Annotated in this window: 18 protein-coding genes, 1 tRNA gene, 1 pseudogene and 1 riboswitch; of the genes and pseudogenes, 10 read left to right on the top strand and 10 right to left on the bottom strand. The window is 71.8% G+C overall.

Annotated elements, in window-relative coordinates; all coding sequences use genetic code 11:
- Window positions 1-423: 423 nt before the first annotated feature.
- Window positions 424-1692, bottom strand: coding sequence for a DUF4011 domain-containing protein (locus tag B277_RS07130; protein WP_156811754.1), 1269 nt, complete (start codon window positions 1690-1692; stop codon window positions 424-426).
- Window positions 1689-2930, bottom strand: a complete 1242-nt coding sequence (locus B277_RS07125) for an MFS transporter (protein ID WP_007926677.1) — start codon at window positions 2928-2930, stop codon at window positions 1689-1691. Before B277_RS07125 ends, B277_RS07130 begins: the two co-directional genes overlap by 4 nt.
- A 54-nt stretch (window positions 2931-2984) precedes the next feature.
- Here B277_RS07125 and B277_RS07120 point away from each other — a divergent pair.
- The 7 genes from B277_RS07120 to mnhG all read left to right on the top strand — a co-directional run bounded on the left by B277_RS07120 (window position 2985) and on the right by mnhG (window position 9563).
- Window positions 2985-3056 (top strand) — tRNA-Arg (locus tag B277_RS07120).
- 422 nt (window positions 3057-3478) lie between these two features.
- Window positions 3479-6298, top strand: a complete 2820-nt coding sequence (locus tag B277_RS07115; protein WP_007926675.1) for a Na+/H+ antiporter subunit A — start codon at window positions 3479-3481, stop codon at window positions 6296-6298.
- Window positions 6295-6738 (top strand): Na(+)/H(+) antiporter subunit C, encoded by a 444-nt coding sequence (locus B277_RS07110; protein ID WP_007926673.1) that lies wholly within the window; start codon window positions 6295-6297, stop codon window positions 6736-6738. Before B277_RS07115 ends, B277_RS07110 begins: the two co-directional genes overlap by 4 nt.
- Window positions 6735-8366: a Na+/H+ antiporter subunit D gene (locus B277_RS07105; protein ID WP_007926671.1), complete on the top strand. Its 1632-nt coding sequence runs from the start codon at window positions 6735-6737 to the stop codon at window positions 8364-8366. The genes B277_RS07110 and B277_RS07105 overlap by 4 nt, the downstream gene beginning before the upstream one ends.
- Window positions 8363-8926, top strand: a complete 564-nt coding sequence (locus tag B277_RS07100; protein WP_007926669.1) for a Na+/H+ antiporter subunit E — start codon at window positions 8363-8365, stop codon at window positions 8924-8926. Before B277_RS07105 ends, B277_RS07100 begins: the two co-directional genes overlap by 4 nt.
- Window positions 8923-9189, top strand: coding sequence for an MrpF/PhaF family protein (locus B277_RS07095; protein ID WP_007926667.1), 267 nt, complete (start codon window positions 8923-8925; stop codon window positions 9187-9189). The genes B277_RS07100 and B277_RS07095 overlap by 4 nt, the downstream gene beginning before the upstream one ends.
- On the top strand, window positions 9186-9563 hold the full coding sequence (gene mnhG, locus B277_RS07090; RefSeq protein ID WP_007926665.1) for a monovalent cation/H(+) antiporter subunit G: 378 nt from the start codon (window positions 9186-9188) through the stop codon (window positions 9561-9563). The genes B277_RS07095 and mnhG overlap by 4 nt, the downstream gene beginning before the upstream one ends.
- Before the next feature lie 66 nt (window positions 9564-9629).
- On the opposite strand, the gene B277_RS17420 is transcribed toward mnhG, so the two are convergent.
- The 3 genes from B277_RS17420 to B277_RS07075 all read right to left on the bottom strand — a co-directional run bounded on the left by B277_RS17420 (window position 9630) and on the right by B277_RS07075 (window position 12743).
- On the bottom strand, window positions 9630-10496 hold the full coding sequence (locus B277_RS17420; protein ID WP_007926664.1) for a C40 family peptidase: 867 nt from the start codon (window positions 10494-10496) through the stop codon (window positions 9630-9632).
- A 2-nt stretch (window positions 10497-10498) separates the two neighbouring features.
- Window positions 10499-10679: riboswitch (cyclic di-AMP (ydaO/yuaA leader) on the bottom strand.
- 113 nt (window positions 10680-10792) lie between these two features.
- Window positions 10793-11503, bottom strand: a complete 711-nt coding sequence (locus tag B277_RS07080; RefSeq protein ID WP_128277262.1) for an iron-dependent transcriptional repressor DtxR — start codon at window positions 11501-11503, stop codon at window positions 10793-10795.
- Between the two features lie 43 nt (window positions 11504-11546).
- A complete protein-coding gene (locus tag B277_RS07075; RefSeq protein ID WP_040881087.1) occupies window positions 11547-12743 on the bottom strand; it encodes an MFS transporter in 1197 nt (398 codons plus the stop codon).
- A gap of 502 nt (window positions 12744-13245) precedes the next feature.
- On the opposite strand from B277_RS07075, the gene B277_RS15930 reads away from it, so the two are divergent.
- The 3 genes and pseudogenes from B277_RS15930 to B277_RS20280 all read left to right on the top strand — a co-directional run bounded on the left by B277_RS15930 (window position 13246) and on the right by B277_RS20280 (window position 15548).
- The gene (locus tag B277_RS15930; protein WP_007926661.1) at window positions 13246-13512 is read left to right on the top strand and encodes a hypothetical protein; all 267 of its coding nucleotides are present in this window, start codon (window positions 13246-13248) and stop codon (window positions 13510-13512) included.
- Window positions 13509-14253 (top strand): annotated as a pseudogene (locus B277_RS20285) (SDR family NAD(P)-dependent oxidoreductase). The gene B277_RS15930 and the pseudogene B277_RS20285 overlap by 4 nt, the downstream one beginning before the upstream one ends.
- Window positions 14250-15548 (top strand): hydroxyacid-oxoacid transhydrogenase, encoded by a 1299-nt coding sequence (locus B277_RS20280; RefSeq protein ID WP_040881083.1) that lies wholly within the window; start codon window positions 14250-14252, stop codon window positions 15546-15548. Before B277_RS20285 ends, B277_RS20280 begins: the two are co-directional and overlap by 4 nt.
- Window positions 15549-15645: 97 nt before the next feature.
- On the opposite strand, the gene B277_RS07060 is transcribed toward B277_RS20280, so the two are convergent.
- The 5 genes from B277_RS07060 to pdxH all read right to left on the bottom strand — a co-directional run bounded on the left by B277_RS07060 (window position 15646) and on the right by pdxH (window position 19219).
- Complete coding sequence (locus B277_RS07060; RefSeq protein WP_156811753.1) at window positions 15646-15930, bottom strand: hypothetical protein; 285 nt, start codon at window positions 15928-15930, stop codon at window positions 15646-15648.
- 5 nt (window positions 15931-15935) lie between these two features.
- A complete protein-coding gene (locus tag B277_RS17415) occupies window positions 15936-16253 on the bottom strand; it encodes a hypothetical protein (RefSeq protein ID WP_128277265.1) in 318 nt (105 codons plus the stop codon).
- A 547-nt stretch (window positions 16254-16800) separates the two neighbouring features.
- Window positions 16801-17142 (bottom strand): hypothetical protein, encoded by a 342-nt coding sequence (locus B277_RS07055; protein ID WP_007926653.1) that lies wholly within the window; start codon window positions 17140-17142, stop codon window positions 16801-16803.
- Window positions 17139-18128 carry an RHS repeat-associated core domain-containing protein gene (locus B277_RS15925; RefSeq protein ID WP_169330593.1) on the bottom strand — a complete coding sequence of 330 codons (990 nt, stop codon included), beginning with the start codon at window positions 18126-18128 and terminating at the stop codon, window positions 17139-17141. Before B277_RS15925 ends, B277_RS07055 begins: the two co-directional genes overlap by 4 nt.
- A gap of 401 nt (window positions 18129-18529) precedes the next feature.
- Window positions 18530-19219, bottom strand: coding sequence for a pyridoxamine 5'-phosphate oxidase (gene pdxH, locus B277_RS07045; RefSeq protein ID WP_007926651.1), 690 nt, complete (start codon window positions 19217-19219; stop codon window positions 18530-18532).
- Window positions 19220-19330: the final 111 nt, after the last annotated feature.

Genomic DNA, 19330 nt, shown 5'->3' with positions numbered 1-19330 from the left:
CGGCGCGCCTGAGCACGCAGGCGGCGCCGCTCGACGACCCCGAGGGGTTCGCCGTCGACGGTGAGGCCCTTGGGCCCGGTCGCCGCGAGGAGGTGGTCGAGGGGGGTGTCGAAGACCTCCGGCCGGAAGACGTCGACGGTGTCGCGGATCTCCTCGATGCCGGCGAGGAAGCGCCCGTGGTCGGCCGGGCAGGACGCCCGGGGCTCGGCGATGTCGGCGAAGACCTCGCGCACCGTCGTGCGCAGCTGGGCGAGGGTGCCCTCGGGTCCGCGCAGCCGGTCGATCGCGGCGAGCACCTCGTCGACGTCGGCGGCGCTGTGCAGCCGGGCCCCGGCCCACGGCTCGTCCTGCCGCCCGGGCCGCCAGGCCTTGCGTGTGGCGACACCGGTGAGCTGGGTGACGAGGGCGTCCCTCCCTTCGGCATCAAGCGAGGTGAGGACTCGGCCGGTGAGCCGCACGCGCGAGCGCGGGGCGGGACGGCGGGTGCTCAGACCGACGATCGCGTCGTGGGCGTCGGCGATGGAGACCCCCCACGGGGGGCCGCGGCTCGTGCCGGGCGTGGGTGTGCCCGTCGAGGACCTTGGCTGCGGCGGCGGCCCGGCGCCCCGGGCGGTCGAAGGAGCGCTCGCTCTCCGGGAGGCGGCGCGGCCAGCGCTCGACGACGATGGTCGGGTTGACCTCGGCGGCGGGGTCGGTGACGTGGACGAGCAGGTCCTCGAGGCCGGCGGAGGCGAGCTCGTGCGCCACGGCGTCGATGGCGGCGGTCTTTTCGGTGAGGAGGAGGACGCTGCGGCGCTCCCCCGCGGCCTGTGCGATGACTGCCGCGACGAGCTGCGCGATGCCGGTGCCGGGCGGGGCGTCGACGTAGAGGTCCTGCCCGTCGGCGACCCGGTCGAGCACGGCCTGCTGGTCGGCGGTGATGTCGAGGACGGCGCTGTCGGCGACGCTCGGCGGCTCCTGCTCCGGCGCTTCGACGGGCCGACCCCGCAGGAGGGTCGCGGCCGGGCCGTCGGCGGTGAGCTCGCCGAGGTCGGTCAGGTCGGCGAGCGCCTCCGCCTTGCCGTAGGGGTAGGCGGCGATGACGATGCGCGAGGTGATGTTGAGCTCGGGCAGGTCGGCGCACATCTCGCGCAGCGCGTCGAGCACCGGTGTGGGGTTGAAGCCGCGGCCGTCCCCCCGGCCGAGGTCGGCGAGGGCTTCGCCGTCGATGTCCCGACGCAGGGCGCGCCGCAGGTAGGTGAGCAGCGCCGGGTTGACCTCGGCGCGGGGTGCGAGGTCGAGCGCGAAGTCCGACCCGGGCCGCAGCCGCCGCAGGGAGGCGCGTCGCAGGATGACGGGCGCGAGCGGGCGGTCGACCTCCCCGGGCACGTGCCAGGAGGCGGAGCCCATGGCGAGGAAGCAGGTGTGCACGCCGTGCTCCTGCGCGATCCGCTCGACGTGCTCGGTGAGCTCGGCGGCGCGGCGCTGCGCCCGCAGCAGCGCGCCGGGCTCGCGGACGAGGTCGGAGAGGCGGGCGTCGCGGCCCGAGAGGAGCATGGCGATGCCGCCGGGGTGGGCGGTCGTCAGGTCGACGACGTGGGGGTCGCGGGACGGCCAGAGGAGCGTGTTGGGACCGCCGAGCTCCATGAGCTCACGGCGCTGGGGGGACACGTCTGCCGGCACCGGGGCAGGGGTCGTCGGCGGCAGGGTCACGGCGCCAACGCTAACAATTGCGACCGCGCCCGAGCGGGACCAGCAGGCCGACGAGCAGCGCCGCGCCGCCCGCGAGGAGGGCGAGGGCGGGGTAGCCCCACCAGCCGACGACGACTCCCGCGAGCGCGCCGCCTCCGCCCCCCGGCCAGCCCCATGGCCACGTCGGCGAGGCCCTGCGCCGCAGGCCGCTGGCGAAGGGGGATCGCCCCCGTCAGCAGGGTCGACCCGGCGATGAGGGTGCACGACCAGCCGAGGCCGAGGAGCACGAGCGCGAGGGTGAGCACCGCGGAGTGGCCCTCGGGTGAGGTGGCCGCGAGGACGCTGGCGGTGAGAAGGATCGCGGCGCCCAGCCCGATGACGGCCCGGCCACCCCACCGGTCGACGGCCCAGCCAGTGACGGGCGACAGGGCGTACATGCCGACGACGTGCAGCGAGATGACGAGCCCGATCACCTCAAGGGTCGCGTGGCCGTGCCGCATGTGCAGCGGGGTCATGATCATCACCGAGACCATGACGGTGTGCCCGAGTGCCATGGCGAGCACCCCGGTCAGGGCGTCGGGGTGGGATCGGATGACGGCCCAGCCGCGGGTGGGCGGCTCCCCGGGGCCGGGTTCGTCGTGGTCGACGTGCAGCTCGCGGGCGGTGAGCAGCGGGTCGGGGCGCAGCGCGACCAGGAGGACGAGGCCGGCGAGGAGCACCGCCACGAGCGAGAGGACGTAGGGTCCGACGAGCACGGGCAGGTGCAGCCGCTCCGCCACCCACCGTCCCGGACCGGTGAGGTTGGGGCCGGCGACGGCGCCGACGGTCGTCGCCCAGACGACGATCGACAGGTGCCGGCCGCGGTGGTCCTCGTCCGCGAGATCGGTCGCGGCAAACCTCGCCTGCGAGTTGGCCGCCGTCGCACCGCCGAAGAGCAGGAAGCCGGTGATGAGCAGCGGGAAGGACCCGATCGCCGCCGCGCCCACGATGAGCAGTGCGCCGCCGACGGCGAGGGCGTACCCGAGGACGAGGCCGGGGCGTCTCCCCTGCGTCGCCATGACCCGGGCGACGACGATGGCGGCCAGCGCACCGCCCAGGGTCTGCGCGGTGCCGCCCAGACCTGCCCAGGCCTCGCTGCCGGAGACGTCGGCCGCGAGGAGGGCCCCGACCGCGGCGCCGGCACTCACCCCGACCCCACCGATGATCTGCGAGCCCGCCAGGGTGGCGATGGTGCGCCGCTGCAGCGCCTGGGTGATCACCGAAGGGAGTATGACGCGTACCCTGTCCCTCGGCGTGGTCCCGCACCGCGTCGGGCCTCCGTAGCTCAGGGGAAGAGCACTTCTCTCCTAAAGAAGGTGTCGCTGGTTCGAATCCAGCCGGGGGCGCCGCTAGTTTTGGGGTTGTTCGCCAGCGTGGGGGCCCTCGTCCGGGTCAACTCGCCCGCTCCTCAGCCGCCCGGCGGCGTTGATGTCACCTGGTCCCCCTTCTCCGGGCAACCAGGTGACAGCAAGGCCGCCAGGTGACATCAACGATGCCAGGCGACGCCGGGGCGCACTGATCCTCGACGCGTGCGGCCACCATCTCGGCCACCCGCGCATCACGCCCTTCGACACAACACGCCGTCGCCCTCGCCTGCACCGCCGCAGACGCCCTCTCGAAGCCCTGTTCGAGGGCGTCAAGAGGGTGGCAGGAGATTCCTTCGGGAACCTGCCGAGCCGGGCACCTGCCGCGCGTGCCCCCGGCACCGGCGGCGCGGTCACCTGCCGTTAAACTAGGAGCCCGTCCCCGGACTCGTCGAGAGGCCTTCGTGACCCTGCTGCTGCTTGCCCACTTCGCGGCGGCAGCAATTGCGCCCGGACTGGCCAAGAGCCTCCACCGCCGGTCCTTCCTCGTCCTGGCCCTCGTCCCCGCGGCCACCTTCGTCTGGCTCCTCGCCCAGTCCGGCACCGTCACCGAGGGCCACACCCTCGTCGAGCAGATCCGCTGGGTCCCCCAGCTCGGCATGGACTTCTCCCTGCGACTGGGCACCCTCCAGTGGCTCCTCGGCCTGCTCGTGAGCGGCGTCGGCGCTCTCGCGCTCGTCTACTGCGCCTGGTACTTCAAGCCCGACGACCCCAGCCTGTGGCGCTTCACCGGGGTCTTCACCGCCTTCGCGGGCGCCATGCTCGGGCTCGTCCTCGCCGACAACCTGCTCGCGCTCTACGTCTTCTGGGAGCTGACGACGGTCTTCTCCTACACCCTCATCGGACACAACCCGGTGCGCTCGGCCAACCGGCGCTCGGCGATGCAGGCCCTGCTCGTCACGACCTTCGGTGGCCTGGCGATGCTCGTCGGCACCGTGATCATCGGCCAGACGTCGAGCTACACCATCAGCGAGATGCTCGCCTCGCCGCCGCCGGCCGGCGCCCTGACGACCGTCGCCGCACTGCTCGTCCTCGCGGGCGCGCTCACCAAGTCCGCGCAGATCCCCTTCCACTTCTGGCTGCCCGGCGCCATGGCCGCACCCACCCCGGTGAGCGCGTACCTCCACGCCGCGTCGATGGTCAAGGCCGGCATCTACCTCGTCCTCCTCCTCGAGCCGGCCTTCGCCGACGTGCCCGGCTGGCGCCCCGTGCTCGTCGTCCTCGGCCTGTGGACGATGATCGTCGGCGGCTGGCGGGCGCTGCGGCAGGACGACATCAAGCTTCTGCTCGCCTACGGCACGGTGAGCCAGCTCGGCTTCATGACCGTGCTCTCCGGCATCGGCTCCAAGGCCGCCGCCCTCGCCGCGCTCGGCCTCGTCCTCTCGCACGCCCTCTTCAAGTCCGTGCTCTTCTTCACCGTCGGCATCATCGACAAGGGCACGGGCACCCGCGACCTCACCCAGCTCCACGGCATCGGCCGCACCGCCCCGGTGCTCGCCGTCGTCGCGACGATCTCGGCCGCCTCGATGGCCGGCCTGCCGCCGCTCGTCGGCTTCGTCGCCAAGGAGTCGGCGCTCACCGCCGCCATGGAGTCCGCCCACGGCCCGCTGTCGACGGCGACCGGCTGGCTCACCGTCGCCGGCATCGTGGCGGGATCGGCACTCACCGTGGCCTACTCCGCCCGCTTCGTCTGGGGTGCCTTCATGACGAAGGGGGAGACCGGCGCCGCCGCGCGGCCCACCCCCTTCGACGCACCGCGCCCCCTGCTCATCGCCCCGGTGCTGCTCGCCGCCGCCACCGTCGCGGCCGGCTTCCTCGGCGACCCGCTCACCGAGCTCTTCCACCCCTACACCGCCTCGCTGCCGGGTGAGGAACCCGAGCACCTCGCGCTGTGGCACGGCCTGACCCCCGCCCTCGGGCTGTCCGCCGTCGCCATCGCCGGCGGCCTGACGCTCTTCGCGCTGCGGGCCCCCTTCGCGCGGCTGCAGGCGCGCCTGCCCGACGTCGCCGACGGCGAGCGCGTCTACCAGCGCTTCATGAAGGCTCTCGACCGCTTCGCCGTCGAGGTCACCGCCCTCTCCCAGGGCGGCTCGCTGCCCACCTACCTCGCCGCGATCTTCCTCGTCGTCCTCGCCCTGCCCGGGGTCGTCGCCGCCACCGCGCTGCCCGGCGCGCAGGTGCGCCTGTGGGACACCGTCGCCCAGGCCGTCGTCGCCGCCCTCGTCATCGCCGGCGCCGTCCTCGCCGTGCGCGCCCGCAACCGCCTGCAGTCGGTGATGTTCGTCGGGACCACGGGCTACGGCCTCGCGCTGCTCTTCCTGCTCCACGGCGCACCCGACCTGGCGCTGACCCAGGTGCTCGTCGAGACCTTCAGCCTCGTCCTCTTCGTGCTCGTCCTGCGCAAGCTGCCCGAGTCCTTCCGCCGCCGCCCGCGCTCCGCCCGCCGCTCGTGGCGTCGCTCCTGGCGGCTCGCCCTCGCCGGCTCCATCGGTCTGGCGATCTCGACGCTCACCGTGGTCGCGGCCAATGCACGAGTGCACGAGCCGATCTCCAAGGCCTTCCCGCAGGAGGCCTACGACTTCGGTCACGGCCGCAATGTCGTCAACGTGACGCTCGTCGACATCCGCGCTTGGGACACCCTCGGCGAGATCTCCGTGCTCGTCGCCGCCGCCACCGGCATCGCCAGCCTCGTCTTCGTCCGCACCCAGGACGTCGAGCGCTCGTGGACCCGCCGCCGCAACCAGGGCGCGGTCATGGCCTCAGTGGTGCGCGAGCGCCGCTCGGTCATCCTCGAGACGGCCACCCGGCTCGTCTTCCACGTGATGATCCTGCTCTCCCTCTACCTGCTCTTCGCCGGCCACAACCAGGTCGGCGGCGGATTCGCCGGCGGCCTCGTCCTCGGCCTCGCCCTGCTCGTGCGCTACCTCGCCGGTGGCCGCGCCGAGCTCGACCGTGCCGCCCCGGTGAGTGCCGGTCTCGTCCTCGGCGCCGGGTTGGCCGTCTCCGCGGTGTCCGCCCTCGCCCCCCTCGCCTTCGGCGGCACCGTCCTGCAGTCCGCCGTCCTCGAGGTCGACCTGCCGATCTGGGGCCACGTCAAGATCGTCTCCGCGCTCGCCTTCGACATCGGCGTGTACCTCATCGTCATCGGGCTCGCCCTTGACGTCGTCCGCTCGCTCGGCGCCGGCATCGACAAGCAGGCCGAAGAGGACGAGGTGACCGCATGACCGCCATCGCGCCCAATCTCAGCCTCGTCGTCGTCGCCGGCTTCCTCATCGCCACCGGTGTCTACCTGCTCCTCGAGCGGGCCCTGACCCGGCTGCTGCTCGGCATCGTCCTCGCGAGCAACGGCGTCGCCACGCTCTATCTCGTCGTCTCCGGACCGGCCAAGGGCGCCCCCTTCGTCGGCTCGAGACCGGCCGAGGAGATGAGCGACCCGCTCCCCCAGGCCATGGTGCTCACCGCGATCGTCATCGCCCTGGCCTCCGTCGCCTTCGTCCTCTCCCTCGCCTACCGCCAGTGGCGGATCACCGGCAGCGACGACGTCCCCGACGACGCCGAGGACGAGCTGATCAAGCGGCTCGCCGAGCGCGACGAGGTCTCGAGCACCTACGACCCCGACACCCAGTCCACGACCGAGGCAGACGAGGAGGACGCCACCGCATGAGCTCCGCCAACCTCCTGCCGCTGCCGGTCCTGCTCCCCCTGCTCGGAGCAGCGCTCACCCTCGTCGCCCGGCGCCACCGGCGCACCCAGGTCGCGATCAGCCTCGGCGTGCTCGCCGCGAGCCTCGCCGTCGCCGTCACCCTCATGTACCGCACCCACGAGGAGGGCCCGATCGCCCTGTGGCTCGGCGCGTGGAGCGAGCCCCTCGGCATCGCCCTCGTCGCCGACCGGCTCTCGGCGCTCATGCTCCTCGTGAGCAGCTTCGTCATCCTCGTCGTCCTCGTCTTCGCCATCGGGCAGGGCGTCGCCGACGGTGACGATGACTCCCCCCTCGCGATCTACTTCCCCACCTATCTCGTGCTGTCGGCCGGCGTCTCCAATGCCTTCCTCGCCGGTGATCTCTTCAACCTCTTCGTCAGCTTCGAGATGCTGCTCTTCGCCTCCTTCGTCCTGCTCACCCTCGGTGGCAGCGGCGCGCGCATCCGGGCCGGGACGACCTATGTCATCGTCTCGATGGTCTCCTCCTTCCTCTTCCTCGCGGCCATCGCGGCGACCTACGCGGCGGCCGGCACGGTCAACCTCGCGCAGCTCTCCCTCCGCCTGCCCGACATCGACCCCACGGTGAGCCTCGCCCTGCAGCTCATGCTGCTCACGGTCTTCGGGATCAAGGCGGCCGTCTTCCCGATGTCCGCGTGGCTGCCCGACAGCTACCCGTCGGCGCCCGTGCCCGTCTCCGCGGTCTTCGCCGGGCTGCTCACCAAGGTCGGCGTCTACGCCATCGTGCGCACCCAGTTCCTGCTCTTCCCCGACTCACCGCTGCACCACCTGATCATGATCGCGGGACTGCTGACGATGCTCGTCGGCATCCTCGGAGCCGTGGCGCAGCCGGGCATCAAGCGGATGCTCTCCTTCACGCTCGTCAGCCACATCGGCTACATGCTCTTCGGCATCGGCCTGGCGAGCGAGCTCGGCCTCTCGTCGGCGGTCTTCTACATCGCCCACCACATCACCGTGCAGACCGCGCTCTTCCTCATCACCGGGCTCATCGAGCGGGTCGGCGGCTCGACGGTCATCGACCGGCTCGGTGGCCTCGCCGCGACCTCCCCGGTCCTGGCCATCCTCTTCTTCGTCCCCGCGATGAACCTCGCCGGCATCCCGCCCTTCTCCGGCTTCGTCGGCAAGGTGGGGCTGCTCCAAGCCGGAGCCGAGGACGGCAGCGCCGTCGCGTGGACACTCGTCGTCGGGTCGGTCGTCACCTCCCTGCTCACCCTCTACGCGGTCGCCAAGACGTGGAGCCACGCCTTCTGGCGCCCGCGCGCCGAGGACGAGAGCGACCGCGCCTTCGCCTTGCCGACCCTCACCCCGTCCTTCGGCCGGCTGAGCGACGCCATCGGGGCCGTCGTCGCCGCGCAGCGCCCCTCCACCCCCATCGCTCCACCGCCGCCCGCTCAGCCCGTCGAGCGGCCGATGCCCCCGCTGATGCTCGGCGCCGCGAGCGCCGTCGTCGTCTTCAGCCTCGGCCTCTCGCTCTTCGCCGGGCCCCTCTTCGCCTACACCGACGCCGCGGCCCAGCAGATGATCACCCGTGACGGCTACGTCAAGGCCGTCCTACCGCAGGAGGGGCCGTGAAGGACGCCGACACGAGCACGGCCGCTGCCACCCGGCGCGGCGGCTGGCAGCCCCGCGCGATCATCGCCCTCGCCGTCGTCTGGGTCCTCCTGTGGGACCGGGTCACCCTCGGCAACGTCGTCAACGGGCTGATCATCGGCGCCGTCGTCACCCAGATCTTCCCGCTGCCGTCGGTCCAGTACTTCGGCCGGATCCACCCGTGGCCGCTCGTCCAGCTCATCGCGCGCTTCCTCGTCGACCTCGTGCAGGCCGCCGTCCAGGTCGCCGCCGCCACCCTCAGCCCGCGCCCCGCGCAAGGCGGGTCGATCGTCGCCGTCCAGCTGCGCACCCGGTCGGAGTTCTACATGACGATCGTCTCGGCCCTCGTCTCCCTCGTGCCGGGCTCGATCGTCGTCGAGGCCCGACGCCGCGCGGGCATCCTCTACGTCCACGGCTTCCACGTCACGACCCCCCAGGAGCTCGAAGAGCTGCGCCGGGACGTCCTCGCCGTCGAGACCCGCGTCGTGCGGGCCATCGGCACCCGCGAGGAGATCACCCTCTGCTCCGAGGAGGAGGCATGAGCATCATCCTGGCCATCGCCCTCGGCATGCTCATCTGCGCCGCCGCGCTCGTGCTGGTGCGCGTCGCGCTCGGCCCGACCAACCTCGACCGGGCGCTCAGCCTCGACGTCCTCATCGTCATCGTCACGGGCATCATCGCCACGCAGATCCTGCGCACGGACGACCCCGGGCCGCTGCCGATCATGGTGGTCTTCAGCCTCACCGGCTTCGTCGGCTCGGTGTCCGTCGCCCGCTTCATGGCCCGCAAGCAGGACGACGCATGAGCTGGCAGGAGATCTGTGACCTCGCCGGGGGCATCAGCCTGCTCCTCGGCTCGACGATCGCCCTCGTCGGCGCGATCGGTCTGGCCCGGCTGCCCGACATCTTCGGCCGCATGCACGCGGCGACCAAGCCGCAGACCCTCGGCCTGCTGCTCATCCTCGTGGGCCTGGCTCTCAACGTGCGCACCTGGGCCTCGGTCGCCACGCTCTTCATCGTCGTCGGCGCCCAGGCCCTCACCGCCCCGGTGACAGCCCACATGCTCGGCCGCGCCAGCTACCGCACCGGCGCCTCCGAGGACGACCTGCTCCACCACGACGAGCTCGGCGAGGACTACCGGCGCATGACGGAGCAGCAGGCCACCGGCGACGAGGCCTGACCGCACGACGAAGGGGGCGGAGGGAGATGATCTCCCTCCGCCCCCTTCGTCATGGGGTGGGCCTGCTCAGACGCGGCCGTACCCGGAGACGCCGTCGAAGATCGGACGGATCGAGATCGACTTGCCAGTGCGCGGTGCGTCGATCATCATGCCGTCGCCGACATAGATGCCGACGTGCCACGAGGGCGAGCCGAAGAAGACGAGGTCACCCGGCTGCGGGTTGGACACGGGGGTCGCGGCGGCCTGCTGGGCCGTCGTGACGCGCGGTAGCGACTTGCCCGCCTTGGCGAAGACGTACTGGGTGAAGCCCGAGCAGTCGAAGCCGGAGGGGGTGGACCCGCCGTAGACGTAGGGGACGCCGATGTACTGCTTGGCGATGGAGATGACGTCGGAGCTCGCGGAGGAGGCCGCGGCGGGGGCGGGCTCGCTCTTGGCCGGGGCCGGGGCCTGACGCTCCTGCGAGCGGCTCGGCGCGGTGGACTCGGTGCGCTCGCTGGCCTGCTCCTCGCGGGCGGCCTGCTCCTGCTCCTGCTCGCGCTGACGCTCGGCGGCGGCCTCCTGGCGGGCCTGCTCGCGCTCGGCGCGGGCCCGCAGCTGGGCCGGGGTGGGGCCGGTCGGCTTGGCGACGGGCTCGACCTCGATCTTGCCGAAGGCGGCGTCGGTCGCCTTCGACGACGTCGTCGTGGCGGGCGCGGTGACCGCGGCGGCGGGAGCGGCCGGGGCGGAGGCGGTCTGGACCGGGGCGGCGTCGACCTCGGCGGTCGAGTCGGCGGCCTGGGCGGGGATGGCGATCGCGGCGATCAGACCACCGGAGGCAGCGATGACGGCCGAGCCCTTGGCGAGGGGCGTGCCCGCTTGGCTGACGATCTGGCCGAGCTCGGACACGGGGTTGTAGCGACCGGCGGCGCGGTGGCGCCCGACGTTGTGAGACAAGGTGATGACCTCTATCCCGCCTGCGGGGTCAGCTGTCGGGTTCGAGCCAGAGGTCTGGCCCGGCCCTGCGACACCGGACCGACCTGGCGGTCCGCTGCGTCCCAGGACTTCACCCCGAGGAGCATCCGCGATGCCCCGCCAAAACGTGGGTCCCCCGCTCCTGTCATGCGGTGTCGTGCAGATCCGTCGGGTGCGGTGACAGGACTCAGCGTCCGCGTGACGGGTCCGCCCAGGGGGAGCGGACCATCAGACCGTACCCGCAGATCACGGCAATGTCACGCCGAGGTCACGAGAGGTCACGGAGCGACCAGCTCGACGAAGACGTGCTCGGCGACGTCCTTGGGCAGCGACACCGCGTCGCCCGGCTGGGCACCGACCCGCGCGACGATGACGCGGTCTCCCTCGGGGGTGACGTCGACGACCTCACCGGGGCGCAGCCGCGCCTCGGTGAGCAGCTCCAGCGCCTCGTGGTCGACCTGGGCCGGCTCGCCGATGCGGCGCACGCGGTACTGCCCCGTGGGCTTGCCCTGCGCGACCTGGACGAGGCTCTGCAGACCCTCGAGGTAGTCGATGCTCGCCTCCTCGTCCGAGAGCAGCTCGTCGAGGCCGGGGATCGGGGTCCCGTAGGGCGACTCCCGGTGCTCGGGCAGCATCGCGAGGATCTTGCGCTCGACGCGCTCGCTCATCACGTGCTCCCACCGGCAGGCCTCGTCGTGCACGTGCTCCCACTCGAGACCGATGACGTCGGCGAGCAACCGCTCGGCGAGGCGGTGCTTGCGCATCACCCGCGTGGCGAGCAGCCGCCCTTCGTCGGAGAGGACGAGCCGGCGGTCCTCGCCGAGGCTGACGAGGCCATCACGCTCCATGCGCGCCACGGTCTGCGAGACGGTCGGGCCGGAGTGGCCGAGCCGCTCGGCGATGCGGGCGCGCATCGGCGGGATGTTTTCCTCCTCGAGCTCGAAGATCGTGCGGAGGTACATCTCGGTGGTGTCGATGAGGTCCTTCACGAGCCCCATCATGCCCTGCCCGGCGGCGCCGCGGGCCGCCGCGTCAGGCCGCGGAGCGCTCCCGGTCGGCGCGTGGGATCCACAGGCTCGTCCAGGCCAGCCCCGCGAGGCCGAGGGCCCCGAGCGCCACGGCGGCGGCGGGCAGCGAGACGAGGGTGGTGACGGCGCTCAGGCCGAGCGAGCCGCCGGCGTGCCCCACCTCGCCGGTGAGCCGCCAGGCGCCGAGGAACTGGGCCCGGTCGCGGCTCGGCGCGGCGTCCGCGCCGAGGGTCATGACGATGCCCGACCCCAGCCCGTTGCCCAGGGCCATGGCGAGCGCGACGGCGAGCAGCTCCCCCTTCGTGTCGGCGAGGGGCAGGGCGACGAAGGAGAGCGAGACGACGCCCAGCAGCGCCCCGACGACCCACATCCGGCCGAGCCGGTCCATGACCCAGCCGCCGGGGTAGACGAGGACGAGCTCGGCGAGACCGGCGACGGCGAAGATCTGCGAGGAGTCGACGCCGTCGAGGCCGATGTGCAGCGCCCACAGCGGCAGGATCGCCAGCCGGGCGGAGCGCAGCGCCGAGATCACCGTGACGCCCAGGCCCTGGGTGAGCAGCAGGCGGGCGTGCCGCCGGATGACCCGGAAGACCCCGGTGTGCGGCTCCTGCGCGCGGGCCCGCTCGTGCTCACCGGTGAGGTCGGGTGCGGTGAGGACGGTCAGCACGGAGCCGACGGCGAGGAGCACGGCCAGCCCGTAGGCCCCCTGCAGGCCGAAGGGGGCGATGGCCAGCGACCCGACAACCGGCCCGAGGAGCAGCCCGGCCCGCATCGACCCACCGAGCAGGGACATGCCACGGGCGAGGAGCTGCCGCGGCAGGACGTCGATCATGAAGCCCTGCCGGGCGAGGAAGAAGGCGGAGGAGGCGAGCCCGCTGACGAGCAGCGCGACACCCATGAGCCACAGCGAGGGCGCCCACCCCGCGACGGCGAGCGCCGCGACGTCGAGCAGGCCAGCGCGGACGAGGGTCGCGCGCTCGCCGATGCGGGCGACGAGGGCTCCGGCGGGCAGGACCCCGACGAGCTGCCCGACCCCGGTGAGGGCGACGACGAAGGCGGCGGTGCCGAGGCTCGCGCCGAGCTCGTCGGCCCGCAGCGCAGCGACCGGGATGACGGCGCCGGTCGCGGCGGCGGAGAGGAAGGTCGGCCCGAAGGCGGGTACGGCGATGCGCCTCCAACCGAAGGTCTCGCGCGTACTCATCCCCCTCATCCTCTCCTGCCGGCTCGTCGCTAGGTTGGGGTGGTGCACACCACAGCCGAGACGACGACCGTGTCCACCCTGCGCGCCGGCCCCCCGGGCACCGGCAACGGCGGCTGGTTGTGCGGGCTGCTCACCGAGCGCCTCGACGACCTCGTCCCCGCGGAGGGGGACCTGACGTCGGCGACGGTCCGCCTGAGCGCGCCGACGCCGCTCGGGCGTCCCCTGCGGTGGGAGGTCGACGGCACGGTCGCCGACGGCGCCGAGCTCGCGGTGCACCTGCTCGACGGCGACACCCTGCTCGGCACGGCCCGCCGCACGACCGCCCCCCGACCTGACGGTCCCCGCACCGGTCGACCTCGAGGCGGCCCGGACCGCGGCGGCCGGCGTCGACGCGAGCGACCACCCCTTCCCCGGCTGCTACGTCTGCGGGCCCGAGGCCGAAGGGGGTCTGCGCGTCTTCGTCGGGCCGGTCGCCGGCCGCGACGACGTCCTCGCCTCGCCCGTGACCCTGACCGAGGAGGGCCTGCCGCCGGTGCTCGCAGCGCTGGACTGCCCGGGCGCCTTCGCCGTGGGCTTCGGCGAGGAGGCCTTGCTGCTCGGCACCCTCACCGCCACCGTCCACGCCGAGGTGCCCGTGGGCCGCGAGCTCGTCGTCGTCGCGTGGGAGATCGGGTGCGAGGGCCGCAAGCGCCACAGCGGCACCGCCCTGCTCGACGGCGAGCGGGTGCTCGCGAGCGCAGCCGCCACCTGGATCGTGGTGGCCCGATGAGCCGCCCCCTCGCCCTCGTCACCGGCGCCAGCTCCGGCATCGGGGCCGCCACCGCGCGTGCGCTCGCCGCGGCCGGCCACGAGGTGGTCTGTGCGGCCCGCCGCACCGACCGCATCGCCGACCTCGCCGCCGAGATCGACGGGCGCGCCGTCACCTGCGACGTCACGGACGCGGCCTCCGTCGCGGCGTTGGCCGCCGAGATCGGCGACCGCCTCGACGTGCTCGTCAACAACGCGGGTGGCGCCTTCGGCCTCGACCCGGTGGCCACGGGTGACGTCGAGGACTGGCGAGCCATGTACGAGGTCAACGTCATCGGCACCCTGCGCGTGGTGCAGGCGCTGCTCCCTTCGCTCGTCGCGGGTGAGGGGGTCATCGTCAACGTCGGCTCGACCGCCGGCCGCACCTCCTACGAGGGCGGCGCGGGCTACACCGCGGCCAAGCACGCGCTCGCGACGATGACGGAGACGATGCGCCTGGAGCTCGTCGACCAGCCGGTGCGGATCACCGAGGTCGCGCCGGGGATGGTGCACACGGAGGGCTTCTCCCTCACCCGCTTCAAGGGAGACGCGGAGCGCGCCGAGCAGGTCTACGCCGGCGTCGCCGAGCCCCTCGTCGCCGAGGACGTCGCCGACGCGATCACCTGGATGGCCACCCGCCCCCCCGCACGTCAACGTCGACCTGCTCGTCATCAAGCCCCGCGCGCAGGCCGCCCAGCACAAGGTCCACCGGGAGATCACATGAGCCTGCCCACCCCCGCCACCCCCGAGGCCGTCTTCACCTACGCCGCGCCGCGCCTGAAGTTCGGGCCCGGAGCCGTCAGCGAGATCGGTCACGACGTCGCCGGGCTGGGCGCCCGGTCGGCACTCGTCGTCACCGACGCGCGGCTGGCCGCCACCGGCCACCCCGAGCGGGTCGCCGAGGCCCTGCGCTCGGCCGGGCTGCGCGCCGAGGTCCACGACTCGGCCGCCGTCGAGCCGAGCGACGCCTCCCTCGCGGCCGCCGTCGAGAGGGCGAAGGGGGCGGCCCCCTTCGACGCCGTCGTCGCCGTCGGCGGTGGGTCGAGCATCGACACGGCCAAGGCGGTTTCGCTCCTGCTCACCAACCCCGGCGAGCTCATGGACTACGTCAACGCGCCGGTCGGCGGCGGGCGGGCGCCCGAGCAGCCGGCGCTGCCCCTTGTCGCCGTGCCGACGACGACGGGCACCGGTGCGGAGTCGACCACGGTCTGCGTCCTCGACGTGCTCGCGGCCAAGGTCAAGACCGGCATCAGCCACGAGCGGCTGCGGCCGGTGCTCGCGGTCGTCGACCCCGAGCTGACCGCCACCCAGCCGCCCGGGGTCACCGCCTCGGCCGGGATGGACATCCTCTGCCACGCCCTCGAGTCGTGGACCGCGCGGCCGTACACGAGCTACGAGCACAAGACGCCTGAGCAGCGGGTGCCCTACTGCGGCTCCAACCCGATCTCTGACCTCTATGCCGAGAAGGCGATGCGCCTGCTCGCCGGCGCCTTCCGCGGTGCCGTAGCGGGCGAGGAGCGGGCCCGCACCGACATGGCGCTCGCGGCGACCTTCGCGGGGATGGGCTTCGGCAACGCCGGTGTCCACGTGCCGCACGCCAACGCCTACCCGGTCGCCGGGCGGGTCCACGACCTGGGCTCGGCCTTCCGCCCCGACGGGTACGACGTGGAGGAGGCGATGATCCCGCACGGCATGGCGGTCGCCTCGACCGCTCCGGCCGCCTTCGCGATGACTTTCGCAGCCGACCCGCAGCGCCACCTGACCGCCGCCGCCTGGCTCGACCCGCAGGGCCTCGACGCCGACGTCCCCGAGCCCGAGCGCCTGTCGGCCGTGCTGCGCCGGCTCATGCGCGACATCGGGCAGCCCTCGGGGCTCGCCGAGATCGGCTACGGCGAGGCGGACGTCGACGGCATCGTGTCCGGGACCATGCAGCAGCAGCGCCTGCTGGCGACAGCGCCGCGCGTCGTCACCGAGGAGGACCTCGCCGGGGTGGTGAGGGCTTCGATGCACCACTGGTGAGTTGGGCGATTGATGCTCCGCGGCGACACACCAAGGCTGATATTCCCCACACTGCCACCAGCCGAGAGTTGAACGACAACCCTCCGTAGCGAAGCAGTTACAGGTACGTCAGCCACCCTTCGCTGTAATAGCGCACTCTCGAGGGCGCGAGAGCGCGCTCGATCTCAGCCGCAAGCGACATTCCCCGCGCGTCCAGCTCATCGATATGGCCAGCGAGCGAGCGCCGCTCACTCAGGCCAAGGGGGACAACAACTTGATAGTCAGCGTTCCACGCGACGATGCGAGCGACCAAGTCAACAGGGAGCCCGGCCCGGTCGATCACAAGGTGGCCTTCGGACTCTTCGCGCAGGGAAGGATCAATGTAGTCGGCGGAGAGCGTCAAGTACCTCATGGCTTCCACGCCCGATGGAAGATCACGCCCGTGTCGGGGTTTATCGGCTCTTCACCCACGATGAGGGTGCCGATCCGACCTGAAGTCTGCAACTGCCCCTGCCAGCGCAGGACCAGGTTGGGGTCAATTGCAGAATCGGACGGTCTTGCAGGAACCACCGTCGTGTTGCCGTCGAACTCGCTGAGTGTCCCGACGGCAACACCCGATGGCGAGGCCGCGATCGGGTGTCCGCCCATGGACGATGGCAATGTGCCGGTCACCGGGTCTAGGACCAACACAAGGCTGTTCGGAAAAGTTGTCGCGATCTGCAGCATCAGCCGCCACCACCCAACCGATTCATCCTTGCGATGAACAGCCCTTGCTCCCGACTGCAAGCCAAGCAGTGGGGGTACACCTCGAAGGGCCCATCACTCTGCGAAATCGGCGGTTGGGGATCTGGGATCGCGCCCCCCGACTTGGTCCCTGAGGTCCTTACCCCGCATCGATGACAGCCCGTATCACTCATGATCTCGTTCAACTCGTCGCGCTGCCCTCGCGTGAAGTCCCGAGTCGTCGCCTGGGATCGAGCGGCGAGCAAATGGGCCCGGAGACAACAACCCGTCACCTGTCCTTGCGGCAACACCACTTACGCGAATCGAAACCGCCGCCCTCAAGGGCGCGACTGGAGGCTCCGTCGGCCACTCGGGTCGCGTCGATTCCACAGGCCGAGGTTCAGGGTGTGAGCCGGTCTCGTAGGCGTGGGCAGCCATGTCGTAGGTGGTGGCGAAGGCTTGAGGCAGGGCTGTCGCGCTGGATGTCGACCAGCCCAGAAGCGCCGCACAGACGACGAAGAAGCCGACCACGCGCCCCAGGCACAAGCCGTCACGCGTCATCGCGCATCGCTTCCAACGCGAGCCGAGCCAACTCTCGTATGCGGTGCCATTCAAGCGAGTGACGAAGCGCCCCCGCATCCCAGGGCACATTATCGCTCGAGAGCGCGCGGTCGATGTCCGAAAGGCGATCCTGAAGTTCTCGGTCGGAGATCTCAAGTAGTGGACTCAGCACCCTCCACACGTCGTCGAACTCAAGCCCGAGTTCGTCGATCGATCCCTCAATACCGAGGTTTCGCAGGTACTGCAGTTGGTCGTCCGCAGGGGAACTCAGTCTGCGCAGAACTCCCTGGGCAGCTTCGAGCCAGTGTTCACGGGGCGTCGATATCGTCATCGGATGATCCCGCCGAGGTCGCCGTTGGGCCCGACCACGCGCCAGTACGGATCAGGCCCGTGGTGTCCCCCGCCGGGGTGCCAACGGATTTGGGGTCCAGTCGGGTTGCCAGCATCGTTGTACTGACGGAGTACCCATCCCTGGCCTTGCCGACTTCCCTTGCCGAGGGTCTCTACTTGCCAACCAGGCGTACGGCCAATCATCGATTCGACCTGAGCCGGCGACTTTCCCACGAGCAACCGCGGGTTGGTCATCACGTCGTCAACGGACTCCAAGTACTTCCCGACCGGCCGTAGTGCCTTGGAACCCGTGTTTGCGGCGACTGGCGACGGGTTAGTCAGTCCCGCTTCCTTCTTGACCGGCGGTCCGGGAAGGAGGTCCGTGAGGCACGGGCCGACCTTGGCATACTGGCCGTTCGTGATGTGTTGTGGAGCGTTGAGTGCGTCGAGCGGAACAAAAATGCTGATGCCGAAAGATGTGGCGTTGGCCGCGTAAGTCTCCGTGCGACTCGCTTCGTATGTCGGGGTCCCGGTCGGGACGGTGCTATAGGTGAAGGCCCCTGGCTCGAGGAAATCCGATGCGCGAATACCCTTGAACAAGTCACCCCCAGTTAGGAGGTCGCCAGGCACCCAGGCCACATCGGCGAGCCCAGCCGCTCCGAGACCAACTCCCGCTCCTAGGTCTTCCAACCAGCGCGGGATTTCCCCGGATGGGTCGACCATCGTCAGAGGCCGTGCGTTGACGTACAAGTACGGGTTGCTCGCAGGGTTGGGCGGGCCGAGCGTGATCGGGTCCGGAGCGAAGAAGGCGCCGATGCCCAGGTAGTCCCGGGCCCGTAGGTGGATCGTGCCGGTGAAAGTATCGGTGTACTCGCCGGTGTACCCGATCTCCGGGGCCACCCGAGTCGCGGACTTGCTGGGAGTCTCCTGCCGGCCAAACGCTTGGTAGTCGTGGCGATAAGCCGTCGCGCCGTCCGGCTTGAGCACCTCCCTCACCAAGCAGGAGTCCAAGGAGTCGGATGGCACTGATGCTGGCGCCCACAGCTCGTTGAGGAACGTGACGGGAGTTGCTGCAACAGTCCGCGCGTGGAGCATAGAACTGCGAGCCGAACCGACTACCTGCCCGGGCGCACTGACCCCAAGCGCTAGCGCCACAACGACCCACACTGACACCACAAGACGACTCAACACAGCAAGCCCTCCCCGCGCGATGCCGTCGCTCCCCCGGATGGTGCACGAGCAGCGAGTCACATCTTGGCAGAGCAAGCGCACCCCGGCGACCCGGCGCGGGAGTCAGTCGAAACCTCACCAGCGATTCATGTATTCGCCGCCTTCGCTCGGGCTCGCCCGTCCGTTCGCCAACGCCGACCTGTCAGGGCTGGAGGCGCTCAACCCGCCAGGCGGCGGGCTCGTCGAGCCCCCCTTCGCCCCCCCCTCGACCAACGGAACCGGTCGTGCAGCCGGTTGCTCCGACCGGCCCACGCCTCGACCTCGTCGCAGACGATGCGCCAACCGCCCCAGTGCTCGGGGCGGGGCACGTCACGGCCCTCGTAGCGAGACTCGACTTCAGTCCAGGCGCGCTCGAGACGCTCGCGGCCGTCGATGGGCGCTGACTGGTGCGAGACCCACGCGCTCAGCTGGGAGCCACGGGGGCGCTCAGCGAAGTAGGCGTCGATCTCCTCCCCGCCGATGCGCTCGGCGCGTCCGCGGAAGCGGATCGCACGAAACATCGACGGCCACGTCAGGGTCGCCGCGACGAAGGGCGTGGCGGCGAGCTGTCGGCTCTTCGCCGACTCCAGGCTCGTGACGAAGCCCGGCCCGCGGGCGTCGAGGAAGCGCATGAGCACCGTGCGCACATCGGGTCGGCCCTGCTCGTCGACGGTCGCGACGGCGAAGGACAGCGGCTCCGGCACGTCGCCACGGTCGACCTGACGGGCCCGCGCCGCGTCCACCCACGACGTCACGAGAGCGAAGGGGGCAGCCGGCACCTCCCCTTCGGTCAGGCCCTCGCCGGAGTAGTCCACGTGGTCCGGCCGCGGCGGGGTGCGCGGGATGATCCCGTCAGGGGAGGCACTCATGGGCGCCAGCGTACGGCCGTCTCCCCCAGCGCGACCGGACCGGCGGGTAGCCTGCCCGGGACCACAGTCCCGCCCATCCCCTGGAGTCCGCATCGCGCCTCGCCGCCCCGC

Source organism: Janibacter hoylei PVAS-1 (assembly GCF_000297495.1).
GTDB classification, from domain to species: Bacteria; Actinomycetota; Actinomycetes; order Actinomycetales; family Dermatophilaceae; genus Janibacter; species Janibacter hoylei.
The sequence above is the reverse complement of the archived record's forward strand: the minus strand, read 5'-3'. Positions and strand labels throughout refer to the sequence as shown.